The 21,269-nt window shown below is 69.0% G+C and carries 21 protein-coding genes and 1 pseudogene; 9 read left to right on the top strand and 13 right to left on the bottom strand.

Annotated features, from left to right (window positions below; all coding sequences use genetic code 11):
* Window position 1: 1 nt before the first annotated feature.
* Window positions 2-453: pseudogene (locus LPN01_RS05165) on the bottom strand (GatB/YqeY domain-containing protein).
* Between the two features lie 145 nt (window positions 454-598).
* On the opposite strand from LPN01_RS05165, the gene carA reads away from it, so the two are divergent.
* The 4 genes from carA (at window position 599) to greA (ending at window position 5,931) form a co-directional block, all read left to right on the top strand.
* Complete coding sequence (carA, locus tag LPN01_RS05160; protein ID WP_262827297.1) at window positions 599-1,810, top strand: glutamine-hydrolyzing carbamoyl-phosphate synthase small subunit; 1,212 nt, start codon at window positions 599-601, stop codon at window positions 1,808-1,810.
* Entirely contained in the window at window positions 1,810-2,034 is a 225-nt protein-coding gene (locus LPN01_RS05155) for a hypothetical protein (protein WP_262827296.1), read from the top strand. Before carA ends, LPN01_RS05155 begins: the two co-directional genes overlap by 1 nt.
* Window positions 2,035-5,382 carry a carbamoyl-phosphate synthase large subunit gene (gene carB / locus LPN01_RS05150; RefSeq protein ID WP_262827295.1) on the top strand — a complete coding sequence of 1,116 codons (3,348 nt, stop codon included), beginning with the start codon at window positions 2,035-2,037 and terminating at the stop codon, window positions 5,380-5,382.
* Between the two features lie 72 nt (window positions 5,383-5,454).
* On the top strand, window positions 5,455-5,931 hold the full coding sequence (gene greA, locus LPN01_RS05145; RefSeq protein WP_262827294.1) for a transcription elongation factor GreA: 477 nt from the start codon (window positions 5,455-5,457) through the stop codon (window positions 5,929-5,931).
* A 268-nt stretch (window positions 5,932-6,199) separates the two neighbouring features.
* Here the strand turns inward: greA and LPN01_RS05140 are convergent, their stop codons facing one another.
* From LPN01_RS05140 to LPN01_RS05120, 5 genes are all read right to left on the bottom strand, one after another.
* Window positions 6,200-6,430, bottom strand: a complete 231-nt coding sequence (locus LPN01_RS05140) for a DUF4170 domain-containing protein (RefSeq protein WP_262827293.1) — start codon at window positions 6,428-6,430, stop codon at window positions 6,200-6,202.
* 100 nt (window positions 6,431-6,530) lie between these two features.
* Complete coding sequence (locus LPN01_RS05135; protein WP_262827292.1) at window positions 6,531-6,911, bottom strand: hypothetical protein; 381 nt, start codon at window positions 6,909-6,911, stop codon at window positions 6,531-6,533.
* Between the two features lie 5 nt (window positions 6,912-6,916).
* Entirely contained in the window at window positions 6,917-7,270 is a 354-nt protein-coding gene (locus LPN01_RS05130) for a DUF3618 domain-containing protein (protein ID WP_262827291.1), read from the bottom strand.
* Entirely contained in the window at window positions 7,267-7,608 is a 342-nt protein-coding gene (locus tag LPN01_RS05125) for a phage holin family protein (RefSeq protein ID WP_262827290.1), read from the bottom strand. Before LPN01_RS05125 ends, LPN01_RS05130 begins: the two co-directional genes overlap by 4 nt.
* A gap of 7 nt (window positions 7,609-7,615) precedes the next feature.
* Window positions 7,616-8,134, bottom strand: a complete 519-nt coding sequence (locus LPN01_RS05120) for a hypothetical protein (RefSeq protein ID WP_262827289.1) — start codon at window positions 8,132-8,134, stop codon at window positions 7,616-7,618.
* 139 nt (window positions 8,135-8,273) lie between these two features.
* Here LPN01_RS05120 and eno point away from each other — a divergent pair, with 139 nt between their 5' ends.
* Window positions 8,274-9,551, top strand: a complete 1,278-nt coding sequence (gene eno / locus LPN01_RS05115) for a phosphopyruvate hydratase (RefSeq protein ID WP_262827288.1) — start codon at window positions 8,274-8,276, stop codon at window positions 9,549-9,551.
* 32 nt (window positions 9,552-9,583) lie between these two features.
* Window positions 9,584-9,904 (top strand): FtsB family cell division protein, encoded by a 321-nt coding sequence (locus tag LPN01_RS05110; RefSeq protein WP_262827287.1) that lies wholly within the window; start codon window positions 9,584-9,586, stop codon window positions 9,902-9,904.
* Between the two features lie 29 nt (window positions 9,905-9,933).
* Here the strand turns inward: LPN01_RS05110 and LPN01_RS05105 are convergent, their stop codons facing one another.
* Window positions 9,934-10,170: a hypothetical protein gene (locus tag LPN01_RS05105; RefSeq protein ID WP_262827286.1), complete on the bottom strand. Its 237-nt coding sequence runs from the start codon at window positions 10,168-10,170 to the stop codon at window positions 9,934-9,936.
* 297 nt (window positions 10,171-10,467) lie between these two features.
* Between LPN01_RS05105 and LPN01_RS05100 the strand changes: the two genes are divergently transcribed.
* On the top strand, window positions 10,468-10,920 hold the full coding sequence (locus LPN01_RS05100) for a hypothetical protein (RefSeq protein WP_262827285.1): 453 nt from the start codon (window positions 10,468-10,470) through the stop codon (window positions 10,918-10,920).
* On the opposite strand, the gene LPN01_RS05095 is transcribed toward LPN01_RS05100, so the two are convergent.
* Together LPN01_RS05095 and LPN01_RS05090 are read right to left on the bottom strand one after the other, a co-directional pair.
* Window positions 10,917-12,257 (bottom strand): ABC1 kinase family protein, encoded by a 1,341-nt coding sequence (locus tag LPN01_RS05095; RefSeq protein ID WP_262827284.1) that lies wholly within the window; start codon window positions 12,255-12,257, stop codon window positions 10,917-10,919. The genes LPN01_RS05100 and LPN01_RS05095 overlap by 4 nt on opposite strands.
* Window positions 12,258-12,356: 99 nt before the next feature.
* Window positions 12,357-13,418, bottom strand: coding sequence for an SDR family oxidoreductase (locus LPN01_RS05090; RefSeq protein WP_262827283.1), 1,062 nt, complete (start codon window positions 13,416-13,418; stop codon window positions 12,357-12,359).
* A 108-nt stretch (window positions 13,419-13,526) separates the two neighbouring features.
* On the opposite strand from LPN01_RS05090, the gene LPN01_RS05085 reads away from it, so the two are divergent.
* Window positions 13,527-13,922: a winged helix-turn-helix transcriptional regulator gene (locus tag LPN01_RS05085; protein ID WP_262827282.1), complete on the top strand. Its 396-nt coding sequence runs from the start codon at window positions 13,527-13,529 to the stop codon at window positions 13,920-13,922.
* Here LPN01_RS05085 and map read toward each other — a convergent pair.
* Window positions 13,835-14,740: a type I methionyl aminopeptidase gene (gene map / locus LPN01_RS05080; protein ID WP_262827281.1), complete on the bottom strand. Its 906-nt coding sequence runs from the start codon at window positions 14,738-14,740 to the stop codon at window positions 13,835-13,837. The genes LPN01_RS05085 and map overlap by 88 nt on opposite strands.
* A gap of 50 nt (window positions 14,741-14,790) precedes the next feature.
* Here map and LPN01_RS05075 point away from each other — a divergent pair, with 50 nt between their 5' ends.
* Window positions 14,791-15,549 carry a competence/damage-inducible protein A gene (locus LPN01_RS05075; protein WP_262827280.1) on the top strand — a complete coding sequence of 253 codons (759 nt, stop codon included), beginning with the start codon at window positions 14,791-14,793 and terminating at the stop codon, window positions 15,547-15,549.
* A gap of 177 nt (window positions 15,550-15,726) precedes the next feature.
* Here the strand turns inward: LPN01_RS05075 and LPN01_RS05070 are convergent, their stop codons facing one another.
* From LPN01_RS05070 to LPN01_RS05060, 3 genes are all read right to left on the bottom strand, one after another.
* Complete coding sequence (locus tag LPN01_RS05070; protein WP_262827279.1) at window positions 15,727-17,637, bottom strand: alpha-L-fucosidase; 1,911 nt, start codon at window positions 17,635-17,637, stop codon at window positions 15,727-15,729.
* Window positions 17,638-17,693: 56 nt separating this feature from the next.
* Complete coding sequence (locus LPN01_RS05065; RefSeq protein WP_262827278.1) at window positions 17,694-20,006, bottom strand: GH92 family glycosyl hydrolase; 2,313 nt, start codon at window positions 20,004-20,006, stop codon at window positions 17,694-17,696.
* A partial coding sequence (locus tag LPN01_RS05060; RefSeq protein WP_262827277.1) for a glycoside hydrolase family 125 protein occupies window positions 20,003-21,269 on the bottom strand: 1,267 nt, incomplete at its 5' end. The genes LPN01_RS05060 and LPN01_RS05065, both read right to left, overlap by 4 nt.

Raw genomic sequence — 21,269 nt, 5'->3', positions numbered from 1 at the left:
ATCACGACAGCGCCGCCTTCACCAGCCCGCTCGCCTTGCTCATGTCGAGGCTCGCGGCGTGGCGGGCCTTCAGTTCGGCCATCACCCGGCCCATGTCCTTCATGCCCGTGGCGCCGAGTTCGTCCTTGATCGCGAGGATCGCGGCGGTGGTGTCCGCCTCGCTCATCTGCGCGGGCAGGAAGCGTTCGATCACCGCACCTCCGCCTTTTCGGCGTCGGCCAGTTCCTGACGACCGCCGCTTTCGTACATCGCGATCGATTCGCGGCGCTGCTTGACCATCTTTTGCAGCACCTCGACCACGACCGCGTCGTCGTCCGGGTTCGCCGTGCCGGTGCGCAGTTCGATGTCGCGGTTCTTGATCGCGGCCTGGATCAGGCTGATCGCGTTCCGCGATTCCTTGTCGCCGGCCTTCATGGCGGTGACCTGGGCGGCCTTGATGTCGTCGCGAATCATGGGGAAACTCTCGTGCCTGCGTGAAGCGGACCAGCCTAGCGGAGGAACGCGCCCCCGTGAACCGGTTGACCTGACGGGGGCGGGGGTCTAGCGGGCGCGGCTTAGCGACATCGCTGACGAAACCTGTAGGAGTGCCCGCCAAGCCATGGCCGACGCCAAGCCCATTGTCATGCCCGGCAAACCCGCCAACCTTGCTACCCCGGCGGGCGCGACGGGCGTCCTGGTCCTCGCGAGCGGCGACGTGGCCTGGGGCCGCGGTTTCGGCGCGGAGGGCGCCGCGGTGGGCGAGGTGTGCTTCCATACCGCGATGACCGGGTATCAGGAGATCATGACCGACCCGTCGTTCGCGGGCCAGATCATCACCTTCACCTTCCCCCACATCGGCAACGTCGGAGTCAACCCCGACGATATCGAGGCGGACGCGCCCCATGCGCTGGGCATGATCGTGCGCGAGGACGTGACCCAGCCCTCCAACTTCCGCAGCGTCGAGCGGCTCGACGGCTGGATGCAGCGGCACGCGCGCATCGGCCTGTCCGGGATCGACACCCGCGCGCTGACGCGGCGCATCCGCACGGGCGGCGCGCCCAACGGCGTCGTCGCGCATTCGGCGGCGGGCGAGTTCGACCTCGACGCGCTGCTCGCGATGGCGCGGGCCTGGCCGGGCCTCGAGGGCATGGACCTCGCCAGAAGCGTGTCGACCGAGACGCATTACGCCTGGGGCGAGACGCGCGAGGGCGGGCCGTGGCGGCTGGGCTTCGGCTATGGCGCGGGCGACGGCGGCGCACGCCCGCACGTCGTGGCGATCGATTACGGCAGCAAGCACAATATCTTCCGCAACCTTGTTCACGCCGGTGCGAAGGTGACGGTGCTGCCCGCGGAGGCGACGTTCGAGCAGGTGATGGCGCAGAATCCGGACGGCATCTTCCTGTCCAATGGCCCCGGCGATCCTGCCGCGACCGGCGACTATGCCGTCCCGGTGATCCGGCAGTTGCTGGAAACGGGGAAGCCCCTGTTCGGTATCTGCCTCGGCCACCAGTTGCTCGGGCTGGCGGTCGGCGCGAGCACGACCAAGATGTTCCAGGGCCATCGCGGCGCCAACCACCCGGTCAAGCGCCTGTCCGACGGCGCGGTCGAAATCACCAGCATGAACCACGGCTTCGCGGTCGAGCAAGAGTCGCTGCCGGCGAACGTGCGTGAGACGCACGTGTCGCTGTTCGACGGATCGAACGCGGGGCTGGAACTGACCGACCGGCCGGCGTTCTCGGTTCAGTATCACCCTGAGGCGAGCCCGGGGCCGCAGGATAGTTTGTACCTGTTCGAGAAGTTTGTGGAATCGCTGCGGGGTACGAACGAGTGATGCGGTTGCGCATCAAGCCGGCGCACGTGGACGATGTCCTCGCGATGTTGGCGGATGCGAAGATCGCGCCGAGTCGAGTTTATGATCGTGATGATGGCGTGATCGCCATCGAAATTGGCGAAATTCCGGACGCTCAGGCGGGGGAAATCGTCTCGGCTTTTCGGCCTGAGTGGTCGGCAATCATAGGAATAGCCGGCGGGCATCCGCTGCTTAAGGGGCACTAAATGCCAAAACGCACCGACATCTCCTCCATCCTCGTCATCGGCGCCGGGCCGATCGTCATCGGTCAGGCGTGCGAGTTCGACTATTCGGGCACGCAGGCGATCAAGGCGCTGAAGGAGGAGGGCTATCGCATCGTCCTCGTCAATTCGAACCCCGCCACGATCATGACCGATCCCGAGCTGGCCGATGCGACCTATGTCGAACCGATCACGCCTGCGATCGTCGCCAAAATCATCGAGAAGGAGCGGCCCGACGCCGTCCTGCCGACGATGGGTGGCCAGACCGCGCTCAACACCGCGCTGGCGCTGTTCCACGACGGCACGCTGGAGAAGTTCGGCGTCACCATGATCGGCGCCGATGCCGAGGCGATCGACAAGGCCGAGGACCGGCTGAAGTTCAAGGACGCGATGACCAGGATCGGGCTGGAGAGCGCCCGCTCCGCGATCGCGCACACCGTCGAGGAGGCGCTGGCGGGGCTCGAGATCACCGGACTGCCGGCGATCATCCGGCCGAGCTTCACCATGGGCGGGTCGGGCGGCGGCATCGTCTACAACCGGTCCGAATTCGTCGACATGGTCCGCAAGGGGCTCGACGCGTCGCCCACCACCGAGGTGCTGATCGAGGAATCGCTGCTCGGCTGGAAGGAATATGAGATGGAGGTCGTGCGCGACCGCCACGACAATTGCATCATCATCTGTTCGATCGAGAACGTCGACCCGATGGGCGTCCATACGGGCGATTCGATCACCGTCGCGCCCGCGCTGACGCTGACCGACAAGGAATATCAGATCATGCGCAACGCATCGATCGCGGTACTCCGGGAGATCGGCGTCGAAACAGGCGGTTCAAACGTGCAGTTCGCGGTCAATCCGAAGGACGGCCGCCTCGTCGTCATCGAGATGAACCCGCGCGTGTCGCGCTCGTCGGCGCTCGCGTCGAAGGCGACCGGCTTCCCGATCGCGAAGGTCGCGGCGAAGCTGGCGGTCGGCTATACGCTCGACGAGATCGTCAACGACATCACCGGCGCGACCCCGGCGTCGTTCGAGCCGACGATCGATTACGTCGTCACCAAGATCCCGCGCTTCGCCTTCGAGAAGTTCAAGGGCGCGGAATCCGTGCTTGGAACCGCCATGAAGAGCGTCGGCGAAGTCATGGCGATCGGCCGCAATATCCACGAATCGATGCAGAAGGCGTTGCGTGGTCTGGAAACCGGCCTGTCCGGCTTCAACGCGGTCGACCGGCTGGTCGGCGCGCCGCGCGCAGAGATCGAGGCGGCACTGGCGGTCGCGACGCCCGACCGGCTGCTGGTCGCGGCGCAGGCGCTGCGCGAGGGCTTCACCGTGGCGGAGGTGCATGCCATCGCGCGCTTCGACCCGTGGTTCCTCGAACGCCTCGCCGAGATCGTACGGGCGGAGGAAGAGGTGTGCCGCAACGGCCTGCCGATCGAGGCCGCCGGACTGCGGCGGCTCAAGTCGATGGGCTTCAGCGACAAGCGGCTCGCCTATCTCGCGCTGAAGTCCGCTAACCTGCGCGGGATGGAGCGCGGCATCGCGCGCGGCTCCGGCCTGATCCACGAGGCGGTGGTCGCGATGACCGGCGGCGTGACCGAGGAGGAGGTGCGCGCCCTGCGCCATCGGCTCGGCGTGCGCCCGGTGTTCAAGCGGATCGACACCTGCGCCGCGGAATTCGATGCGAAGACGCCGTACATGTATTCGACCTACGAGGCGCCGAGCTTCGGCGAACCGGAGGACGAGAGCATGCCGTCCGACCGTCGCAAGGTCGTGATCCTGGGCGGCGGGCCGAACCGGATCGGGCAGGGGATCGAGTTCGACTATTGCTGCTGCCACGCCTGCTTCGCGCTGGCGGACGCGGGCTATGAGACGATCATGGTCAATTGCAACCCGGAGACGGTGTCGACCGACTACGATACGTCGGACCGGCTGTATTTCGAACCGCTGACCGCCGAGGACGTGCTGGAGATCCTGCACGTCGAACAGTCGCGCGGCGAGCTGGTCGGCGTGATCGTCCAGTTCGGCGGGCAGACGCCGCTCAACCTGGCGCGGGCGCTGGAGAAGGCGGGGATCCCGATCCTCGGCACCAGCCCCGATGCGATCGACCTGGCCGAGGATCGCGAGCGGTTCGCGGCGCTGGTCAACAAGCTGCGGCTCCGGCAGCCGGCGAACGGCCTCGCGCGCAGCCGCGACGAGGCGGTCGCCGCCGCCGAGCGGATCGGCTATCCGGTGCTGATGCGGCCGAGCTATGTGCTCGGCGGGCGGGCGATGGAGATCGTCGATTCGCTCCAGCAGCTCGACGACTACATCCAGACCGCGGTGCAGGTGTCGGGCGACAGCCCGGTGCTGATCGACCAGTATCTGCGCGACGCGATCGAGGTCGACGTCGATGCGATCTGCGACGGCGAGGACGTGGTCGTCGCCGGCCTGCTCCAGCATATCGAGGAGGCCGGCGTCCATTCGGGCGACAGCGCCTGTTCGATCCCGCCCTATTCGCTGACCCCCGAGACGATCGCCGAGATCGAGCGGCAGACGGTCGCGCTGGCGCATGCGCTGTCGGTCAAGGGGCTGATGAACATCCAGTTCGCGGTGAAGGCCAACGGCCGCGAGGCCGACGGAAAGGACGAGGTCTATCTGATCGAGGTCAATCCGCGCGCCAGCCGGACGGTGCCGTTCGTCGCCAAGGCGATCGGCGTGCCCATCGCCAAGATCGCCGCGCGGGTGATGGCGGGCGAGATGCTGCGCGACCTGCCGCCGATCGATCGGCACATCGATTATTATGCGGTGAAGGAAGCGGTGTTCCCGTTCAACCGCTTCCCCGGCATCGACCCGGTCCTGTCACCGGAGATGAAGAGCACCGGCGAAGTCATGGGGATCGATCCCGATTTCACCACCGCCTTCGCCAAGTCGCAGCTTGGCGCCGGCACCGTGCTGCCGACGTCGGGCACCGCCTTCGTCAGCGTCAAGGACGGCGACAAACCGCATATCGTGCCGGCGGTCAGGGCGTTGCTGGACCACGGTTTCAGGGTGCTGGCGACCGGCGGGACCGCGGACTATCTGGAAATCGCGGGCCTGGCGGTCGAAAAGGTCAACAAGGTCGCGCAGGGGCGGCCGCACATCCTCGACCGGATCATGGACGGCGAGGTGACGCTGATCTTCAACACCACCGAAGGGTGGCAGAGCCTCAAGGACTCCAAGCCGATCCGCCAGGCGGCGCTGGCGCAGAAGATCCCGTACTTCACGACGGCGCCCGCCAGCGTGCAGGCGGCGGCGGCAATCGGGGTCGTGCATCTTGAAGTGCGGCCTCTGCAATCCTACTATTCGCAGTCGCACAACTGATCCCGACATAATGTAATGTGTGCGGGCGGCCCGGCGGGCCGCACGGGGAACGAGTGAATTGGGGACGTAGATATGGCGACCGTCGAAAAGATGCCGATGCTCCAGGAGGGCTATGACACGCTCGTCGCGGACCTGAAGCGTCTGAAAACGGAGCGTCCCCTGATCGTCGACGCGATCGAGGAAGCGCGCGCGCACGGCGACCTGTCGGAAAACGCCGAATATCACGCCGCCAAGGAGCAGCAGGGCCAGAACGAGGCGACGATCAGCGACATCGAGGACAAATTGTCCCGCGCGCAGATCATCGACCCGCGCGACCTGTCGGGCGACAAGGTGGTGTTCGGGGCGACGGTGACGCTGCTCGACGACGACGACAAGCCGGTGAAATACCAGATCGTCGGCCAGACCGAGGCGAATGCCAAGACCGGGCGCATCTCGTACAATTCGCCGCTCGGCCGCGCGCTGATCGGGCGCAAGGTCGACGAGGAGGTCGAGGTGTCGGTGCCCGCAGGCGACCGGTATTACGTCGTTTCGAAGATCGAGTTCATCTGATCCGGGTGCCGGGCGGTCGGTCGCCGCCCGGTTGACGATCGACGTTGGGGCGTGCTGCTCCGATGTCCCGTCATCCCGGCCTTGTTCCGGGGTGCGCCGTGTGGCTCAGGCCGGTTCGGAGCCCAGTACGGTCACCCTGCGGCGCCGTGGACTTCGGAACGGTCCTTTGGGCGAAGGACGGGTGGGACGTACGGGTTCGATCCCGCTTGCAGTCTCCGACCGGCATAGACCGCTCCGCAATCCCTCGCACCCGGACGTCGCCGCAGCCTTACGCCGCCGGCGGCGCCAGCAGTTCCGGTTCGAGCAGGCGGTGCAGGTGGACGACGACGAAGCGCATCTCGGCATCGTCGACGGTGCGCTGCGCATTCGCGCGCCATGCCTTTTCGGCGCTCGCATAGTCGGGAAAGATGCCGACCACTTCCAGCTTCGACGGATCGGCGAATTCGAGGGTGCGGGGGTCCTTGACGCGGCCGCCGAAAACGAGGTGGAGCTTGCTCATGCGAGTGTCCCGGGTGTGAGGTTCGGCGACCGCCTCTAGCGTGTTGCGGTGCAATATTGAACCCCCGGCGCCGCGCCCGGCGCGCGACGCCGGGATCGCGTCAGCCCTTGTTGGCCGCGGTCCGTGCGGCGGCGGAGCCTGCGGTGGTCGCCGCCTTCAGCACGCCCTGGAACAGGGATTTGACCTGATCCTTCGCCGCGTCCTTCGACAGGCCGGCATTCTGCAGTTCGTCCGAGCCGGCGTCGCGCGCCGCCTGGATCGCGCCGCGCGCGCGTTCGCCGAGGCTGCGGCCGAGCGGCGCGAGCAATTCGCGCTCCTTCGCCGACCGCGGGATCAATGCGCCGGCAAGTGCCCCGATGGCGAGCCCGCCGGCGACGATCGCGAGCGGGTTTGCCTCGATCGCGTCGACGGTCTTGCGGGCGGCATCGGAAGCTGCATGCTTGGCGTCGTCGAGTCGTTCCTGCGTGTGCATGTCTGGCATGGAGGTCATCCTTGTGAGGGGTCGTCTTGGGGGCCGAGGCCCGGTTCGTGGTCGCGGTAGCCCGGCTTGTGCGGCTTAGGCTTGCGGCGGAAGAGCGTGGCGATCCGGTGACGCGCGAGGAACAGCCCCGCCACGGCGGTGACGCCCGCCACCGCGCCGGGATTGCGCACCGCCGTGTCGAGGCCCGCCTGCGCCGCGGCATTGCCACGATCCGCGACGTCGCGTGCAGCCTGCAACGCCAGCGTGCGCGGATTGAGCTTCACCTGAAGCCGCCCGAGCGTACCGGACAGGCGCTCGCGGGCCGCGGCGGCCTGTGCCTCCGCCTCGGCAAGGCGGGCGGCGGGGTCGATCACGCTCATCGCGTCACCCCCGGCGCGAGCCGGCCCTTGCCGACGATCGCGAGCACCGCGGCGATCGCCAGCGTCGCGAGCACCACCGCGGCGGTCGCGAGCCCGGGACCGATCAGCGTGGCGAGCGCCATGATGATGCCGACGAGCAGCGCGACGAGCGCCGCCAGCGCCAGCACGCCCGCCACGGCGAAGAAGATCGCCGCATTCCGGTAGGCACTGGCACGCTCGCCGACGCGCGCCTTGACCAGCGCCACCTCGGCGCCGGCAAGGCCGCGGACGTCCTCCACCAGCTGGGACACCAACGTGCCGATGCCTTCATCGCCCGTCACCGGCTCGATCACCGCCATTGGCCGTTCAGTTCCGGCCGTCGGTGCTGTTGCCGTCGATCCCCGACTGCACGAGGCGCGCGACCGCGAAACCGAGCGCCGCCGCGACGCCGACCGCGACACCGGGGCTCTTGCGGACGAATTCGCGGGCCTCGTCGAGCAGCTGGTCGACGTCCTTGCCCCTGATCTGGTCGGAGAAATTGGACACCGCGCCCGCCGCAGAGCGTGCATATTCGCCATATTGCGCGCCCAGCTTCTCGTCGACCTGGCCCGCCGCGTCGGTAATCATCTGCGACAGCTGGTCGAGCCCGCCGACCGCGCGCTCCTTGCCGGTGTCGGCGAGGCTGCGGACACGATCGCTCGCCTGCGTGCCGTATTTGGCCGAATAGTCCTTCACCGTCTGCTTGACCTGTTCGGTCTTGCTGCCCGGCGCCGGATCGAAATCGACGCCCGCCGTCTTGAGCGGTTCGGCCGGGGTGAAGGTGGTGGTCGACGGCGGCGGCGCGATGTCGCCGTCGGTGATCGGTTTCAGGTCGTTATCGGCCATGACGCGCCCTTTGCTGTTGTCCGACACCCTCAACCCCGCCGCCACGAGTGCGGTTCCCTGACGGTCGGGGAGATTGCCGCGCCCGGTGCGGCAGGGTAGAGGGCGCCGCATACGCCGGCAGAGGTAGGAGCTTCGTTACGTGACCGCAATCATCGACATCCATGGCCGCCAGATCCTCGACAGCCGCGGCAATCCGACGGTGGAGGTCGACGTGCTGCTGGAGGACGGCAGCTTCGGTCGTGCCGCGGTGCCCTCGGGCGCATCGACCGGCGCGCACGAGGCGGTCGAAAAGCGCGACGGCGACGCGAGCCGTTGGGGCGGCAAGGGCGTCGACGACGCGATCGAGGCGGTCAACGGCGAACTGGTCGAGGCGCTCATCGGGCTCGATGCCGAGGATCAGGCGGACCTCGACCGCGCGATGATCGAACTCGACGGGACCGAGAACAAGGGGCGACTGGGCGCCAATGCGATCCTCGGCGTCAGCCTTGCCGCCGCCAAGGCCGCGGCGGAGGCGCGCGGCATGCCGCTGTACAAATATGTCGGCGGCGTGTCGGCGCATGTGCTGCCGGTGCCGATGATGAACATCATCAACGGCGGCGAGCATGCCGACAACCCCATCGATTTCCAGGAATTCATGATCGTGCCGGTCGGCGCGGAAAATATCGTCGAGGCGGTGCGCTGCGGATCGGAGATCTTCCACACGCTCAAGAAGGCGCTGCACGACAAGGGCCTTGCGACCGGCGTCGGCGACGAGGGCGGCTTCGCCCCCAACATCGCATCGACCGACGAGGCGCTGGGCTTCATCATGCAGAGCATCGAGAAGGCGGGCTATACCCCGGGCGACGACGTGATGCTGGCGCTCGATTGCGCCGCGACCGAATTCTACAAGAACGGCCGCTACGACATCTCGGGCGAGGGCAAGGTGCTGGAAAGCGGCGCGATGGCGGAATATCTCGCCGACCTGACGCGCCGCTACCCGATCTTCTCGATCGAGGACGGCATGAGCGAGGACGACTGGGAGGGCTGGAAGGCGCTGACCGACCTGATCGGCGACACGGTCCAGCTGGTCGGCGACGACCTGTTCGTCACCAACCCCAAGCGCCTGAAGCGCGGGATCGAGGGCGGCTACGCCAATTCGCTGCTGGTGAAGGTCAACCAGATCGGCACGCTGACCGAGACGCTGGAGGCGGTGACCATGGCGCAGCGCGCGCGTTATACCGCGGTGATGAGCCACCGGTCGGGCGAGACCGAGGACGCGACGATCGCCGACCTCGCGGTCGCGACGAACTGCGGCCAGATCAAGACCGGCAGCCTTGCACGCAGCGACCGGCTCGCCAAGTACAACCAGCTGATCCGGATCGAGGAAGAGCTGGGCGATGCGGCGCGCTATGCGGGCCGCGACGTCCTCAGGGCTTGATCCGCGGATCGTAGCAGGCGAGGATAGCGGCCATGGCGCGGGTCATCAGGCGATCGACATTCCACAAGGTGATGCGCCGGGCCGCGCTGCCCGCGCTCGGCCTGACGATCATGGCGTTCTTCGGCGCCTATGCGGTGCTCGGGCCGAACGGCATGCTCGCCTATGGCGACTACAAGAAGCAGCTGGCGCGACGCGAGAAGCAGTTCTCGGCGCTCGACCAGCGGCGTGCGGTGCTCAAGAACCGCGTCGCGCTGCTCGATCCCGACCATGCCAATCCGGACATGGTCGACGAAATGGTGCGCAAGGAACTGAACGTCGCGCATCCCGACGAGGTGATCGTCCCGCTCAAATAGCGTGACGACCGGCCTCGCCGGGCCGGGCATCAGGGCCGGGTCGCCTGCTTGTCCACCGGTGCGCCTTTCGTACGTCCCTCGCCGCCGTCGACCGGATAGCCGTCTCCGCCCGCGGCATCGCTCGCGAAGTCCTCGCCCGGATTGCCGCCGCCGGCGCCGCTGCCGCTGCCGTGGACCTCGCCCGTCCGTGGGTCGATCGAGGCGCGGCGGCCGTTGTCGGGGGGAATGTCGGCGTCGTCCGGCGTCGTGTCGGGGGTATCGATCATCGCTGCGCTCCTGTTGTCCGGGACGTCCTCAACGCGCCGGCGGGGCGGACGGTGCCGGCCGGCAGGCTGGTCGAACTTTTCACTACCGACCGGTACAAAACCCGTTGACGCGATCCGGACGGGCTTATATACCGGCCAGTATAGAAACACGGGGCGGTCAGGGCCGGTCGTGGTTTCGCAACATCCCGGAAGCCTGTCGGTCGACGTCGGCAAAAGGGACGCAACAATCCTGCGGTACGCCGCTGCATCCCGGTCGATGCGGCACGCTCGCCTGCGGTCCGAAAAGGGAGTTACGCCATGGCCTTTCTTGCTTTCGCCGAACCCGGCAATGCCGGTTACGCCCGCGCCAGCGCGCCGGTGCGTCCGCCGGTGCGTCCGCCGGTGGAGTACGTCGCGACCGTGGCGCCCGTGACGACAGACCTGGGGGAGGTGCGGCCGGTGCTGACGGAACTCGAACGCTCGGTGATCGGCATCGCGCGGCAGGACGGCATGGCGACGTTGCGCCAGCCCGGGCGGCTGTCGCGCTGGCTGGGACTGGTGTTCGGCGTGCGGATCAGCCCGCAGCTCGCCGACCCCAAGCTGGAGGCGCTGCGCCGCATCGCCGTGCTGAGCTGGAAGCGCGGCTATTCGATCGCATCCGCCGAGGTGAAGGCGTTCGTCGCGGCGGGCTATTCCCCCGCATTCTACGAACTGGTCGTCGACACGATCGCCTCGGCGCGGCAGGCCGAAGCCCGCCGCGGTCGCCACTAGGCCGGCAGCGCGCGCGCGCCGACCGCGGCCTCGGCCATGGTCCGGATGTCGACGCGTGCCTTCAGCCGGGCGGCGAGCAGGGCCGTGCCGCTGATCTTGCGCTGTACGAACAGCGTGTCGGCGGCCGGAATGTGCCACGTCGTCCGGTCGCGCGCCATCTCGATCCCCTGCTCGCGGACGACGCCGACGAACGCGCGGTCGCCGAAGTCGAACAGCCCGGGCCGGTTGAGGTTGGCGAGGATGATATCGATCATCTGGTCGACCAGCGCACGATGCCGTTCCGCCGCCGCGGCCCCCAGGAATCCGGCGCCGATCGCCGCCTCGCGTACCGCATCGCGCCGGCCCGACAGGCCCGCGGCGAGCAGCGTGCGATAGCCCTCCGCAGTTGCCGCGGGAATGTCCCGCGTCGCGCCGAAATCGAGCAATACGATCCGCCCCGTGTCCGGCTGCCAGCGATAATTGGCGAAATTGGGGTCGGTCTGCATCAGCCCCCAGTCGAGCAGTTCGCGCAGCACCAGCCCGATCAGCGCATGCATCGCCGCGTCGCGGACCGGCTGGTCGGCGGTCTCCAGCGCCTCGATCGGCCCGCCTGCGACGAAGCCCATCGCCAGCACGCGCGGGGTGGTGAGATCGGCGTGCAGCTCTGGCACGACGAAGCCGGGCGCGTCGGCGAGCAGCGCGCGGTAGCGGGTCAGCATCGCGCCTTCGCGCAGATAATCCGCCTCTTCGTGCAACTGGCGCTTGGCCTCGCCCAGCAGGGGCGCGACATCCAGTTCCTTCGGCAGCAGCCCGGACACGCGCAGCAACGTCGCGACATTGTCGACGTCGGCGTCGATGCTCGCCTTGACGCCGGGATACTGGACCTTGATCGCCAGATCGGTGCCGTCGGGCAAACGCGCGCGATGGACCTGCCCGATCGAGGCGGCGGCGATCGGATGCGCCTGGAAATGCGCGAACCGGCGCCGCCAGTCGCGGCCCCATTCGGCGGCGAGCACGGTATCGAGCTGCCGTGGCGGCATGTGGTGCGCCTGGTTGCGCAGCCGGGCGAGGATCGCGGACAGCTCCGGCGGCAGCATGTCGCCCGCGTCCATCGAGATCATCTGGCCGAGCTTCATCGCCGCGCCGCGCAGGTGCGCCAGCTGGTCGGCGACGCGTGACGCATTGGCGGGGGTGAGCAACATGTCGCCCATCCGCGGCCGTTCGCCCGCCGCCAGCCGCCGCGCGCCCTCCGCGACCACGCCGCCGCCGACGCCCGCCGCCAGCCGGCCGAACGCGCCGAGCCGGGCGAGCCGTCCACTCGGAACCGCGCGGCCGCGCGGATTGCTGTCATCGGCCATGATCGGATCCTTCGAGAACGGGCCGGCGGGGCGGCAGGGCGCACCGGAGGCGGTGGCCCGTGAGTCCGAACGCACCAGCGCCGCCCCCGTGCCACGCGGTTACGGGATGATGCGATCGGCACGCAGCCGGTCGAACAGCGCGAAGAAGGCGTCGTCGGTCGGCCGATATGCGGTGAAGCCCAGCCGGCGGCTTTTCGACATGTCGGTGACGACCTCGATCGGGCGGCCGAGATCGGCGTCGGTATGCCAGGGCGAGGCGAGTCGGGACAGGTCGGCCTCGGCCAGCCCGTCGCGCGCGGCGATCCGGCGCCACGTCGCGGCATCGTCCGCCATCTGCGTCTCCAGCGGACGGACCGTGCCGTCGAACGGCGCGGGCTCCAGCCCGAACCAGCCGGCGATCCGGCCCCACATCCAGCTCCAGCGAAAGACGTCGCCATCGACCACGTTGAACGCCTCGTTCGCGGCGGCGGGGGTGGTCGCCGCCCACAGCATATGCCGCGCCAACTGGGCGGCGTCGGTCATGTCGGTCAGGCCGTTCCACTGCGCCGCCGATCCCGGAAAGCGGAAGGGGCGGCCGGTTTCGCGACACAGCGTCGCATAGACGGCGAGCGTGGTGCCCATGTTCATGGCGTTGCCGACCGCCTTGCCGATCACCGTATGCGGCCGGTGGACGCTCCAGGTGAAGCCGTCGCGGGCGGCGGCGGCGAACAGTTCGTCCTCCTGCGCATAATAGAAATTCTCGACGTCGAGCCGCCCCTGTTCCTCGCGGAACGGGGTCTGCGGCAGGCTGCCCTTTCCATAGGCCTCGAACGGGCCGAGATAATGTTTCAGCCCGGTGACCAGCGCGACGTGGCGCGGGGCGCCGTGCGTGCGCAGCCCGTCGAGCAGGTTGCGGACCATCGCCGCGTTGACGCGGATGTTCTCCGCCTCGCTGTCCTGCCGCAGCCACGTCGCGATGAACACCGCATCGGGCCGCAGATCCGCGAGCGCCGTCGCGGTCGCGTCCGCATCGAGCAGGTCGGCGACGACGGGCTGCACGCCGGCCTGCGTCACCGGCCGCCGCGCGAGGCCGTGCACCGTCCAGCCTTCGCCGACGAGCAGCTCCGCGGTCGCGCTGCCGACGATGCCGCTCGCCCCCACGATCAAAGCCGTACCGGTCATTCGCTTTGTGTCCTTTCGCGATTATCCTGTCCCCGCCAGCTAGGGAGCGGTGGCGCGTGCCGCCAGACGGCACCATCTGGGGACCCAGGCACCAGGAGGTAACCGGCGATGCAGGCAGGAAGCGACGAGGCGGAATGGCGCGAGGATTGCGCGCCGCGGCGGGTGCTGGATCTGTTCGCGACCAAATGGACGAGCATGATCCTACACACGCTGCACGCCCGTCACGGCGGCGCGGCGCGGACCGGGGTGCTGCTGCGCAGCCTGCCGGGCATATCGAAGAAGATGCTGACGCAGACGCTGCGCGAGATGGAGGGCAGCGGCCTCGTGTCGCGCGACGTACAGGGGACGATGCCGCCGGCGGTGGAATACCGGCTGACGCCGCTCGGTGCGCGCTTCGTCGCGCCGGTCGAATGGCTCTACGCCTGGGGCCGGGACAATGCCGATGCGCTCGACGCGCTGGGGCCGCGGCCCCGCTCGCGCCGGCGCGCGGCGGATAAGGAATAGGGCGGCTGGTGGAAGCCTGCGGGCGAGACGGTGAAGACCTCGCACCCGTCCTCGGTGATGCCGATCGAATGTTCGAACTGGGCCGACAGCGACCGGTCGCGCGTCACCGCCGTCCAGCCGTCGTCGAGCAGCTTCACGTCGGGGCGGCCGATGTTTATCATCGGTTCGATCGTGAAGATCATGCCGGGGCGTAGTTCCGGGCCGGTGCCGGGCTTGCCGACGTGCACCACCTCCGGCGCGTCGTGGAACAGGCGGCCGAGCCCGTGCCCGCAGAAATCGCGGACGACGCCGTAGCGATGCTTTTCGGCGTGGCGCTGGATCGCATTGGCGACATCGCCCATGTGCGCGCCGGGCCGTGCCTGCTCGATGCCCAGCATCAGGCATTCGTAGGTCACCTCGACCAGCCGCCGCGCCTTCAGCGGTACGTCGCCGATCAGGTACATACGGCTGGAATCGCCGTGCCAGCCATCGACGATCGGGGTGACGTCGACATTGACGATGTCGCCCGATTTCAGCGTCTTCTCGCTCGGAATGCCATGACAGACGACGTGGTTGATCGAGATGCAGGTCGAATGCGTATAGCCGCGGTAGCCGAGCGTCGCGGGCACGCCGCCACCGGCACGGATGAAGTCGTAGATCAGCCGGTCCAGTTCCGCGGTCGACACGCCGGGCACCATGTGCGGCGTCAGCATGTCGAGCGTCTCGGCGGCGAGCCGCCCGGCCTTGTGCATGCCGGCGAAGGCGGCGGGGCCGTGCAGCTTGATGGCGCCGGTGCGCCCTTCCGGCGCGTCGGAGGTGACGGTCACGTATTCGGTCATGGCCGCGATATAGCGTGGTCGGCGCGGTTTTGCGAGGCTATGGCGGGGGCATGGAACAGGAACGCATCTGGACGGCCGCACTGATCGTCATCGGCGACGAGATCCTGTCGGGCCGCACGCAGGACCGCAACGTCGCGCAGCTCGCGAGCTGGCTCAACGTCCAGGGCATCCGGCTGGTCGAGGTCCGCGTCGTAGCCGACCGGACCGAGGCGATCGTCGAGGCGGTCAACACGCTGCGTGCGCGCAACGACTATTTGTTCACGACCGGCGGCATCGGCCCGACGCACGACGACATCACCGTCGACGCGATCGCCGCGGCGCTGGGCGTCGGCGTCGAGCATCATCCGGAGGCGATGGCGGTGCTGGAACGCTATTATGCGACTCGCGGCGGCCTGAACGATGCGCGGGCGCGGATGGCGCGGGTGCCGGCGGGGGCGGGGCTGATCCCCAATCGCGTATCGGGGGCGCCGGGCATCCGCATCGGCAACATCTTCATCATGGCGGGCGTGCCGCACATCACCGCCGGCATGCTCGATGCTCTGACCGGTACGCTGGAGGGCGGCCGGCCGGTGGTGTCGGAGACGATCGGCTGCTGGGTCGCCGAAAGCGAGGTCGCCGACCTGCTGCGCAACGCCGAAAAGACGCACGAGGGCGTCTCGATCGGCAGCTATCCGTTCTTTCGCGAAGGGCGGACGGGCGCGAACTTCGTAGTGCGCAGCCCCGATGCGGCGCTCGTCGCGCAATGCATCGCGGACCTGACGCGCGACCTCGAGGCCTGCGGCCGCACGGTATTCCCCGAGGGGATCTGACGCTCTCCTGCGAGGGGACCAGGAACTGCGTCCCATGCTCGTCATTGCGAGCGTAGCGAAGCAATTCGGGGCGTCCTGGTCTGGATTGCTTCGCTACGCTCGCAATGACGGATGGGCCGATGACCGGCCGCCACATGATCCGCGGCAGCGGTGGCCGGGCCAATGATCCTGCCGCCGCTACCTCGCGAAGGCGCCGACATCGGCGATCGCGAGCTTCGCGGCCGGCACCGCGGTCGCCGCGAAGGTCAGGCGCAGGTAGCGCAGCGACCGCGGGGCGGTGAACGGGATGCGCTGCGTCGCCAGTGCATAGGCGATGTTCTGGAATTCGCCCTCCGCCGCCGGCGCCCATGTCTTGCCGTCGAGGCTGGTTTCGGCGCGATAGCCGCGCGGGGGCGCGCTCGCCTTGTCGGGATGGCGCCAGGGCGTCAGGCTGAAGCCCGCGACGCGCTGCGCGGTGCCGAGGTCGAGCGTTACGCTCGCCGGCGTGCCGGCCGGGGCCGGCTGGCTCCAGACCGTCGATCCGTCGCCGTCGAGCAGCGCCTCCGCGCCCGGCGCGCTCGCCGCGACGATCGTCCAGCCGCGCGGCGACAGGATCGCGGTGTCGGTGCTGCGCGGCGCGGCGACCGGGACCGGCGCGACGCTGCGGAACAGGGCGAATTCGCTGATCGCGGGGCAGGCGGGCGCGTCGAGGATGACGAGCCGGACGCGGCGGGCGGAGATCGGCGCGGGCAGGCGGACGATGCGCTGCGCACCGATGCATTCGTGGGTCGCCAGCCGCTGCCAGCGGCCGGTGACCTCCGCCTCGATCGCGAAGCGCGTCACGCGCACGCCGAGCGGCAGATATTCGCGCAGGCGGATGAGGTCGAAGCTGCGGCCCGGCGGCAGGTCGAGCGTCAGCGTCGGCGTGGTGACCGCGTCCGGCGTCGACCAATAGGTGTCGCGGTTCCCGTCCAGCACCCGCGCCGGGGCGAATGCCGGACCACGCGTTGCGCTGGCGCCCGCGACCGCGCCCTGCGCGAGGTCGGTGGCGAAGCTGGCGGCGATCGCGTCGCCGAAGCTCTTCAGCACGGCAGCGTCGTGATCGGGGATGCGGCCGCGGCGGTCGGGCGGCAGGTTGAGGTGCATGTTGGTGCCGCGCGCCACCGATTCGTCGAAGAAGCGGACCAGCCGGGCCGGCGTCTTCACCCGCGCGTCCTCGTCCGGGTGGTAGAACCAGCCGGGGCGGATCGAGGTGTTGGTTTCCGCCGGCCACCACAGGGGCGCGCCGCGGACGCCGCTGTTGCCTTCCGCCTGGACATAGGAATGGTCGGGCATCGTCGGCCAGCAGGGATCGCCGGCGATGCCGTCCTCGTTGCCGACCCAGCGGATATCCGCGCCGAGCGGATCAAAGGTGCAGGCCATCGGCTGGTGCCGGTGCACCAGCGCGATGATCGCGGGCCAGTCGTAATATTTCGGCGCGTCGATCGTGCGCGTCTCCTTCGCGCCGCCGTAATAGCCGTCGCCGCCGTTGGCACCGTCGAACCAGAATTCGAACAATTCGCCGTAGCGGGTGCAAAGCTCGACCACCTGCTTGCGATAGTAATCGATATAGGCCGGCCGGCCGTATTCGGGGTGGTTGCGATCCCAGGGTGACAGGTACAGGCCGAACGCGAGGCCGGCGCGGCGCGTCGCCTGCTCCATCTCGCGCACGATGTCGCCCTTTCCTTTCCGGTAGGGGCTGTTGCGGATGCAATGTTCGGTCAGCATCGTCGGCCACAGGCAGAAGCCGTCATGATGCTTGGCGGTGAGCACGATGCCGCGCATGCCCCCCGCCTTCGCCGCGGCGACGATCTGGTCGGCGGAAAAGTCGGTCGGGTCGAACAATTTGGGGCTCTCGTCGCCATAGCCCCATTCGCGATCGGTGAAGGTGTTGATCGAGAAATGGACGAAGGCGTAGCGTTCGCGCGCATGCCAGGCGAGCTGGCGCGCCGACGGCGTCGCGCCCCAGGGCTTCGGTCCGGTGGCCGGCGTGGCCGCGAGGGCGGGCGTGGCCGTCGCGGTGGCGGCGAGGCCGGAGGCGATCAGGGTGCGGCGGGAGAGGTCGGTCACGTCGGTGCTCCGGGAGAATGGGCGTTCCATCGATGCGTTGGCGTCGGGCGGGGGCGTCATCCCGCCGCGCGCCCGTTCGACGGCGGGCGGTCCGCCTTCGCCGCGCCGAAGGTCTTCACCGGCGTCCTGCTCATCGTGAAGACCAGGCGCCCGCCCTTCATCAGCTCGGCGTGGGCGATCCAGTTCTTCGTCCACGGTTTGCCGTCGAAGGTCACCGAACGGACGTAGGGCGTGTCGGCGGTGTTGCCGGGCGCCTCGATCGTCAGGCGCCTGGCCGAAGGAAGCCGGATCGTCGCGCGCTCGAACAGGGGGGAGCCGAAGACGTAGACCGCCTCGACCGGGTCGACCGGATAGAAGCCGAGCGACGACAGCACGAACCAGGCGCTCATCTGACCGCAATCGTCGTTGCCAATGACGCCGTCGGGGTCGTTGCGATACATTTCGGTGCACAGCCGGCGGATTATCGCCTGCGTCTTCCACGGCGCGCCGGCATAGGCATAGAGATAGGCGACGTGATGATCGGGCTCGTTGCCGTGCGCATATTGGCCGACCAGCCCGCTGATGTCGGGCGGCGCGTTGGCGGGCAGGGTCGAGGGCGCGGTGAACAGCGCATCCAGCCGCGCCTCGAACCGGGCGTCGCCGCCCATGTGCGCGATCAGGCCATAGACGTCGTGCTGGTTGAGGAACGTCGCCTGCCAGCCGTTCGCCTCGGTATAATCGCGCCACCATGGCTTGGGCATGTGGCCGAGCTGGATCGGATCGTAGGGCCCCCACCAGCGGCCGTCGGCGAAGCGCGGCCTGGCGAAGCCCGCCTTGCCGTCGATGACGTTGCGCCAGTTGCCCGACCGCCGGAGCAGGCGGTCGGCGTCCTCGCGACGCCCGGCGGCACGGGCGAGGTGCGCCGACGCCCAGTCGTCATAGGCATATTCCTGCGTCCGGCTGACGCTTTCGAACACCTTGTCCGCAGGAACATAGCCCTTGGCGTCGTACAGGTCGCGGCCCTTGCTGTTGTCGAGGTCCGGGGCGGAGACATCGAACGATCGCCGCGCGATCGCCGGCCACGCCGCGGCATAATCGCCGGGAATGCCCTTCGCCTGCGCCTCGGCGAGAACCGAGACGCCGTGCCAGCCTATCATCGTCCCCGTCTCGACACCCTGCAACGGCCAGACCGGCGGGCCGTACGGGCTCTGCCGCGTCTGGCGAATGACATCGGCGACGATGCTCCTCACCTTCGCCGGCGCGACGATCGTCAGCAGCGGATGCAGCGCGCGATACGTGTCCCACAGCGACAGCGTGCTGTAGGCGGCGTCGCCGGGGGGCAGGCGGTGCACCTGCCGGTCGAGCCCGACGTAGCGGCCGTCGACGTCGGAGAACAGCGTCGGCGCCAGCAGCGCGTGATAGAGCGCGGACGACAGGATGACGCGCTGGTCGGCGGTGCCGCCCTCGACGTGCACGGCGGCGAGTTCGTCGGCCCAGCGCGCCTGCGCGGCGGCCCGGACTCCGTCGAAATCCCAGCCCTTCGCCTCGGCGGCGAGGTTGGCCCGCGCGCCGGCGACGTCCACCGCGGATAGGCCGCAGCGGATCAGCACCGGCGCGGCGCCGGCATCGTCGTAATGCAGCACCGCCTTCAGCCGGTTGCCCGCGACGCCGCGCGTGCCGGCGGGGCGTTCGGCGTCGCCGTCGCCGTAGAAGACGATGCGGCTGGGTGCACGCGACAGCTGCATCGCGAAATGGATACGGCGCCCCTTCGCCCAGCGGTTGACCGTGCGGCTGCCGGTCAGAGTGCCGTCGGCGGAAAGGTCGAGCCGTGCGTCGGTGACGAGCGGTGCCTGGTCCGAGCTGTCGTGGACCAGATGCGACAGGTCGACGAGGATATGGCCCGGCCCCGCCGGGAAGGTGTAGCGGTGATAGCCGGTCCGCTCGGTCACGGTCAGTTCGGCGCGGACCCCGCTTTCCAGCGTCACGCGGTAATAGCCGGGCTCGGCATGCTCCGCGGTGAAGCGCTGGCGATAGCCCGCGTCGGGGTCGGCGAGCGGCCCGGGCAGCAACTTGACCGGCCCGCGCGTCGGCACGACCAGCACGTCGAGCATGTCGCCGATGCCCGTGCCCGACAGGTGCGTGTGGCTGAACCCCATGATCGACGTGTCGGTGCGGTGATAGCCCGAACATGCATCCCACCGCTCGACGTCGGTGTCGGGGGACAGCTGCACCATCCCGAACGGCAGGGTCGCGCCGGGATAGGTATGGCCGTGGCCGCCGGTGCCGACGAACAGGTTGGGCCGCGCGGGCGACGCCGCGGCGGCGGCGAACGCGGGCAGCGGCAGGCCGATCGCGGCGGTGCCGGCGAGCAGGGTACGACGGTCGATCATAGCGGCGCCTTCAGGATGGCGGGACGGGTGCGGGCGAGGTGGACGATCAGTTCGCCGAACAATCCGTTGGCCCAGGCGAACCAGGCGCGGGTGAATTTGGCGGGATCGTCCCGGTCGAAGCTTTCGTGGATGAAGCCGGTGCCGCCGTCCGTGTCGCGCAGCATGCGCAGGCAGGCGCGGATGGTGGCGTTGTCGGTGGCGGTCAGCGCGCGGATGGTCAGCGACATCGGCCAGATCTGGCCGGCGCCGACGTGCGGGCCGCCGATCCCCTCGCCCGCGCGACCGCGGAAGAACCAGGGGTTGGCGTCGCTCCAGCAGGCTTCGCTCGTGCGCTGCCACAGCGGATCGCCGGCGGGAACGCAGCCGAGATAGCCGAGGCCCGACAGCGAGGGCACGTTGGCATCGTCCATGAAGACGGCGTTGCCGTAGCCGTCGACCTCATAGGCCCAGACCTCGCGCCCGTCGCGCAGCCGCATCGTGCCGTACTGGCGCAGTGCCGCCTCCACCTCCGCGGCCAGCGCGGTCGCATCGGCGGCGAGCGCGGTATCGCGGCGCGCCTCCCCGGCGACCTGCGCCAGCTCGCGCAGCGCGGTGACGGCGAACAGGTTGCTGGGGATCAGGAAGGGATAGAGGCACGCGTCGTCCGACGGGCGGAACCCCGAATGGATCAGCCCGACCGGCCGGGTCGGATTGCCGAGGCCCCACAGCAGCGTCTCGGTCGGCTGGGCGGCGGCGCGGCGGAAGCTGTACGGGCCGGGGCCGTCCTTGCGCTGCTGTTCGCGGAAGGTCCGCACGCTCGCGCGGGCCGCCTCCGCCCATCGCGCGTCGAACGGCGTCGCATCGCCCGTCGCGCGCCAATAGCCGTGCGCGAGGCGCATCGGGTAGCAGAGCGAATCGACCTCCCACTTCCGCTCGGCGACGCCGGGCTTCATCGCCGTCTCGTCCTTCTGCGACCATTCCAGCGTCGAGCGCGCGGCGGGATCCTCCATGAAGGCGTTGGCATAGGGATCGATCAGGATGCACGCCGCCTGTCGCGCGATCAGCCCGCGCAGCAGCGTGCGCAGCTCGGGCGCCTGCCGCGCGAGGTGGAGGTAGGGTTTCACCTGCGCCGACGAATCGCGCAGCCACAGGCAGGGGATGTCGCCGGTGATGACGAATGCGTCGGGCCTGCCGTCGCGCGTCGTCAGCCGCACGGTGGTGTCGAGCGTGTTCGGATAGCAATTGCCGAACATCCAGCGCAGCTTGGGATCGTCGATCAGCGCC

Origin of the sequence: Sphingomonas sp. A2-49 (assembly GCF_025548555.1) — a bacterium.
GTDB lineage: Bacteria > Pseudomonadota > Alphaproteobacteria > Sphingomonadales > Sphingomonadaceae > Sphingomonas.
The sequence above is the reverse complement of the archived record's forward strand: the minus strand, read 5'-3'. Positions and strand labels throughout refer to the sequence as shown.

Excerpts from the sequence above, each read along its gene's own strand:
- LPN01_RS05130 (WP_262827291.1), bottom strand. The coding sequence starts at position 7,270 with ATGAGCGTGATCGACCCCGCCGCCCGCCTTGCCGAGGCGGAGGCACAG.
- LPN01_RS05085 (WP_262827282.1), top strand. The coding sequence starts at position 13,527 with ATGCAGGCAGGAAGCGACGAGGCGGAATGGCGCGAGGATTGCGCGCCG.
- LPN01_RS05065 (WP_262827278.1), bottom strand. The coding sequence starts at position 20,006 with ATGATCGACCGTCGTACCCTGCTCGCCGGCACCGCCGCGATCGGCCTG.
- LPN01_RS05095 (WP_262827284.1), bottom strand. The coding sequence starts at position 12,257 with ATGGCCGATGACAGCAATCCGCGCGGCCGCGCGGTTCCGAGTGGACGG.
- carB (WP_262827295.1), top strand. The coding sequence starts at position 2,035 with ATGCCAAAACGCACCGACATCTCCTCCATCCTCGTCATCGGCGCCGGG.
- LPN01_RS05110 (WP_262827287.1), top strand. The coding sequence starts at position 9,584 with ATGGCGCGGGTCATCAGGCGATCGACATTCCACAAGGTGATGCGCCGG.
- map (WP_262827281.1), bottom strand. The coding sequence starts at position 14,740 with ATGACCGAATACGTGACCGTCACCTCCGACGCGCCGGAAGGGCGCACC.
- LPN01_RS05075 (WP_262827280.1), top strand. The coding sequence starts at position 14,791 with ATGGAACAGGAACGCATCTGGACGGCCGCACTGATCGTCATCGGCGAC.
- LPN01_RS05100 (WP_262827285.1), top strand. The coding sequence starts at position 10,468 with ATGGCCTTTCTTGCTTTCGCCGAACCCGGCAATGCCGGTTACGCCCGC.
- greA (WP_262827294.1), top strand. The coding sequence starts at position 5,455 with ATGGCGACCGTCGAAAAGATGCCGATGCTCCAGGAGGGCTATGACACG.
- LPN01_RS05140 (WP_262827293.1), bottom strand. The coding sequence starts at position 6,430 with ATGAGCAAGCTCCACCTCGTTTTCGGCGGCCGCGTCAAGGACCCCCGC.
- carA (WP_262827297.1), top strand. The coding sequence starts at position 599 with ATGGCCGACGCCAAGCCCATTGTCATGCCCGGCAAACCCGCCAACCTT.
- LPN01_RS05090 (WP_262827283.1), bottom strand. The coding sequence starts at position 13,418 with ATGACCGGTACGGCTTTGATCGTGGGGGCGAGCGGCATCGTCGGCAGC.
- LPN01_RS05125 (WP_262827290.1), bottom strand. The coding sequence starts at position 7,608 with ATGGCGGTGATCGAGCCGGTGACGGGCGATGAAGGCATCGGCACGTTG.
- LPN01_RS05135 (WP_262827292.1), bottom strand. The coding sequence starts at position 6,911 with ATGCCAGACATGCACACGCAGGAACGACTCGACGACGCCAAGCATGCA.
- LPN01_RS05155 (WP_262827296.1), top strand. The coding sequence starts at position 1,810 with ATGCGGTTGCGCATCAAGCCGGCGCACGTGGACGATGTCCTCGCGATG.
- LPN01_RS05105 (WP_262827286.1), bottom strand. The coding sequence starts at position 10,170 with ATGATCGATACCCCCGACACGACGCCGGACGACGCCGACATTCCCCCC.
- LPN01_RS05120 (WP_262827289.1), bottom strand. The coding sequence starts at position 8,134 with ATGGCCGATAACGACCTGAAACCGATCACCGACGGCGACATCGCGCCG.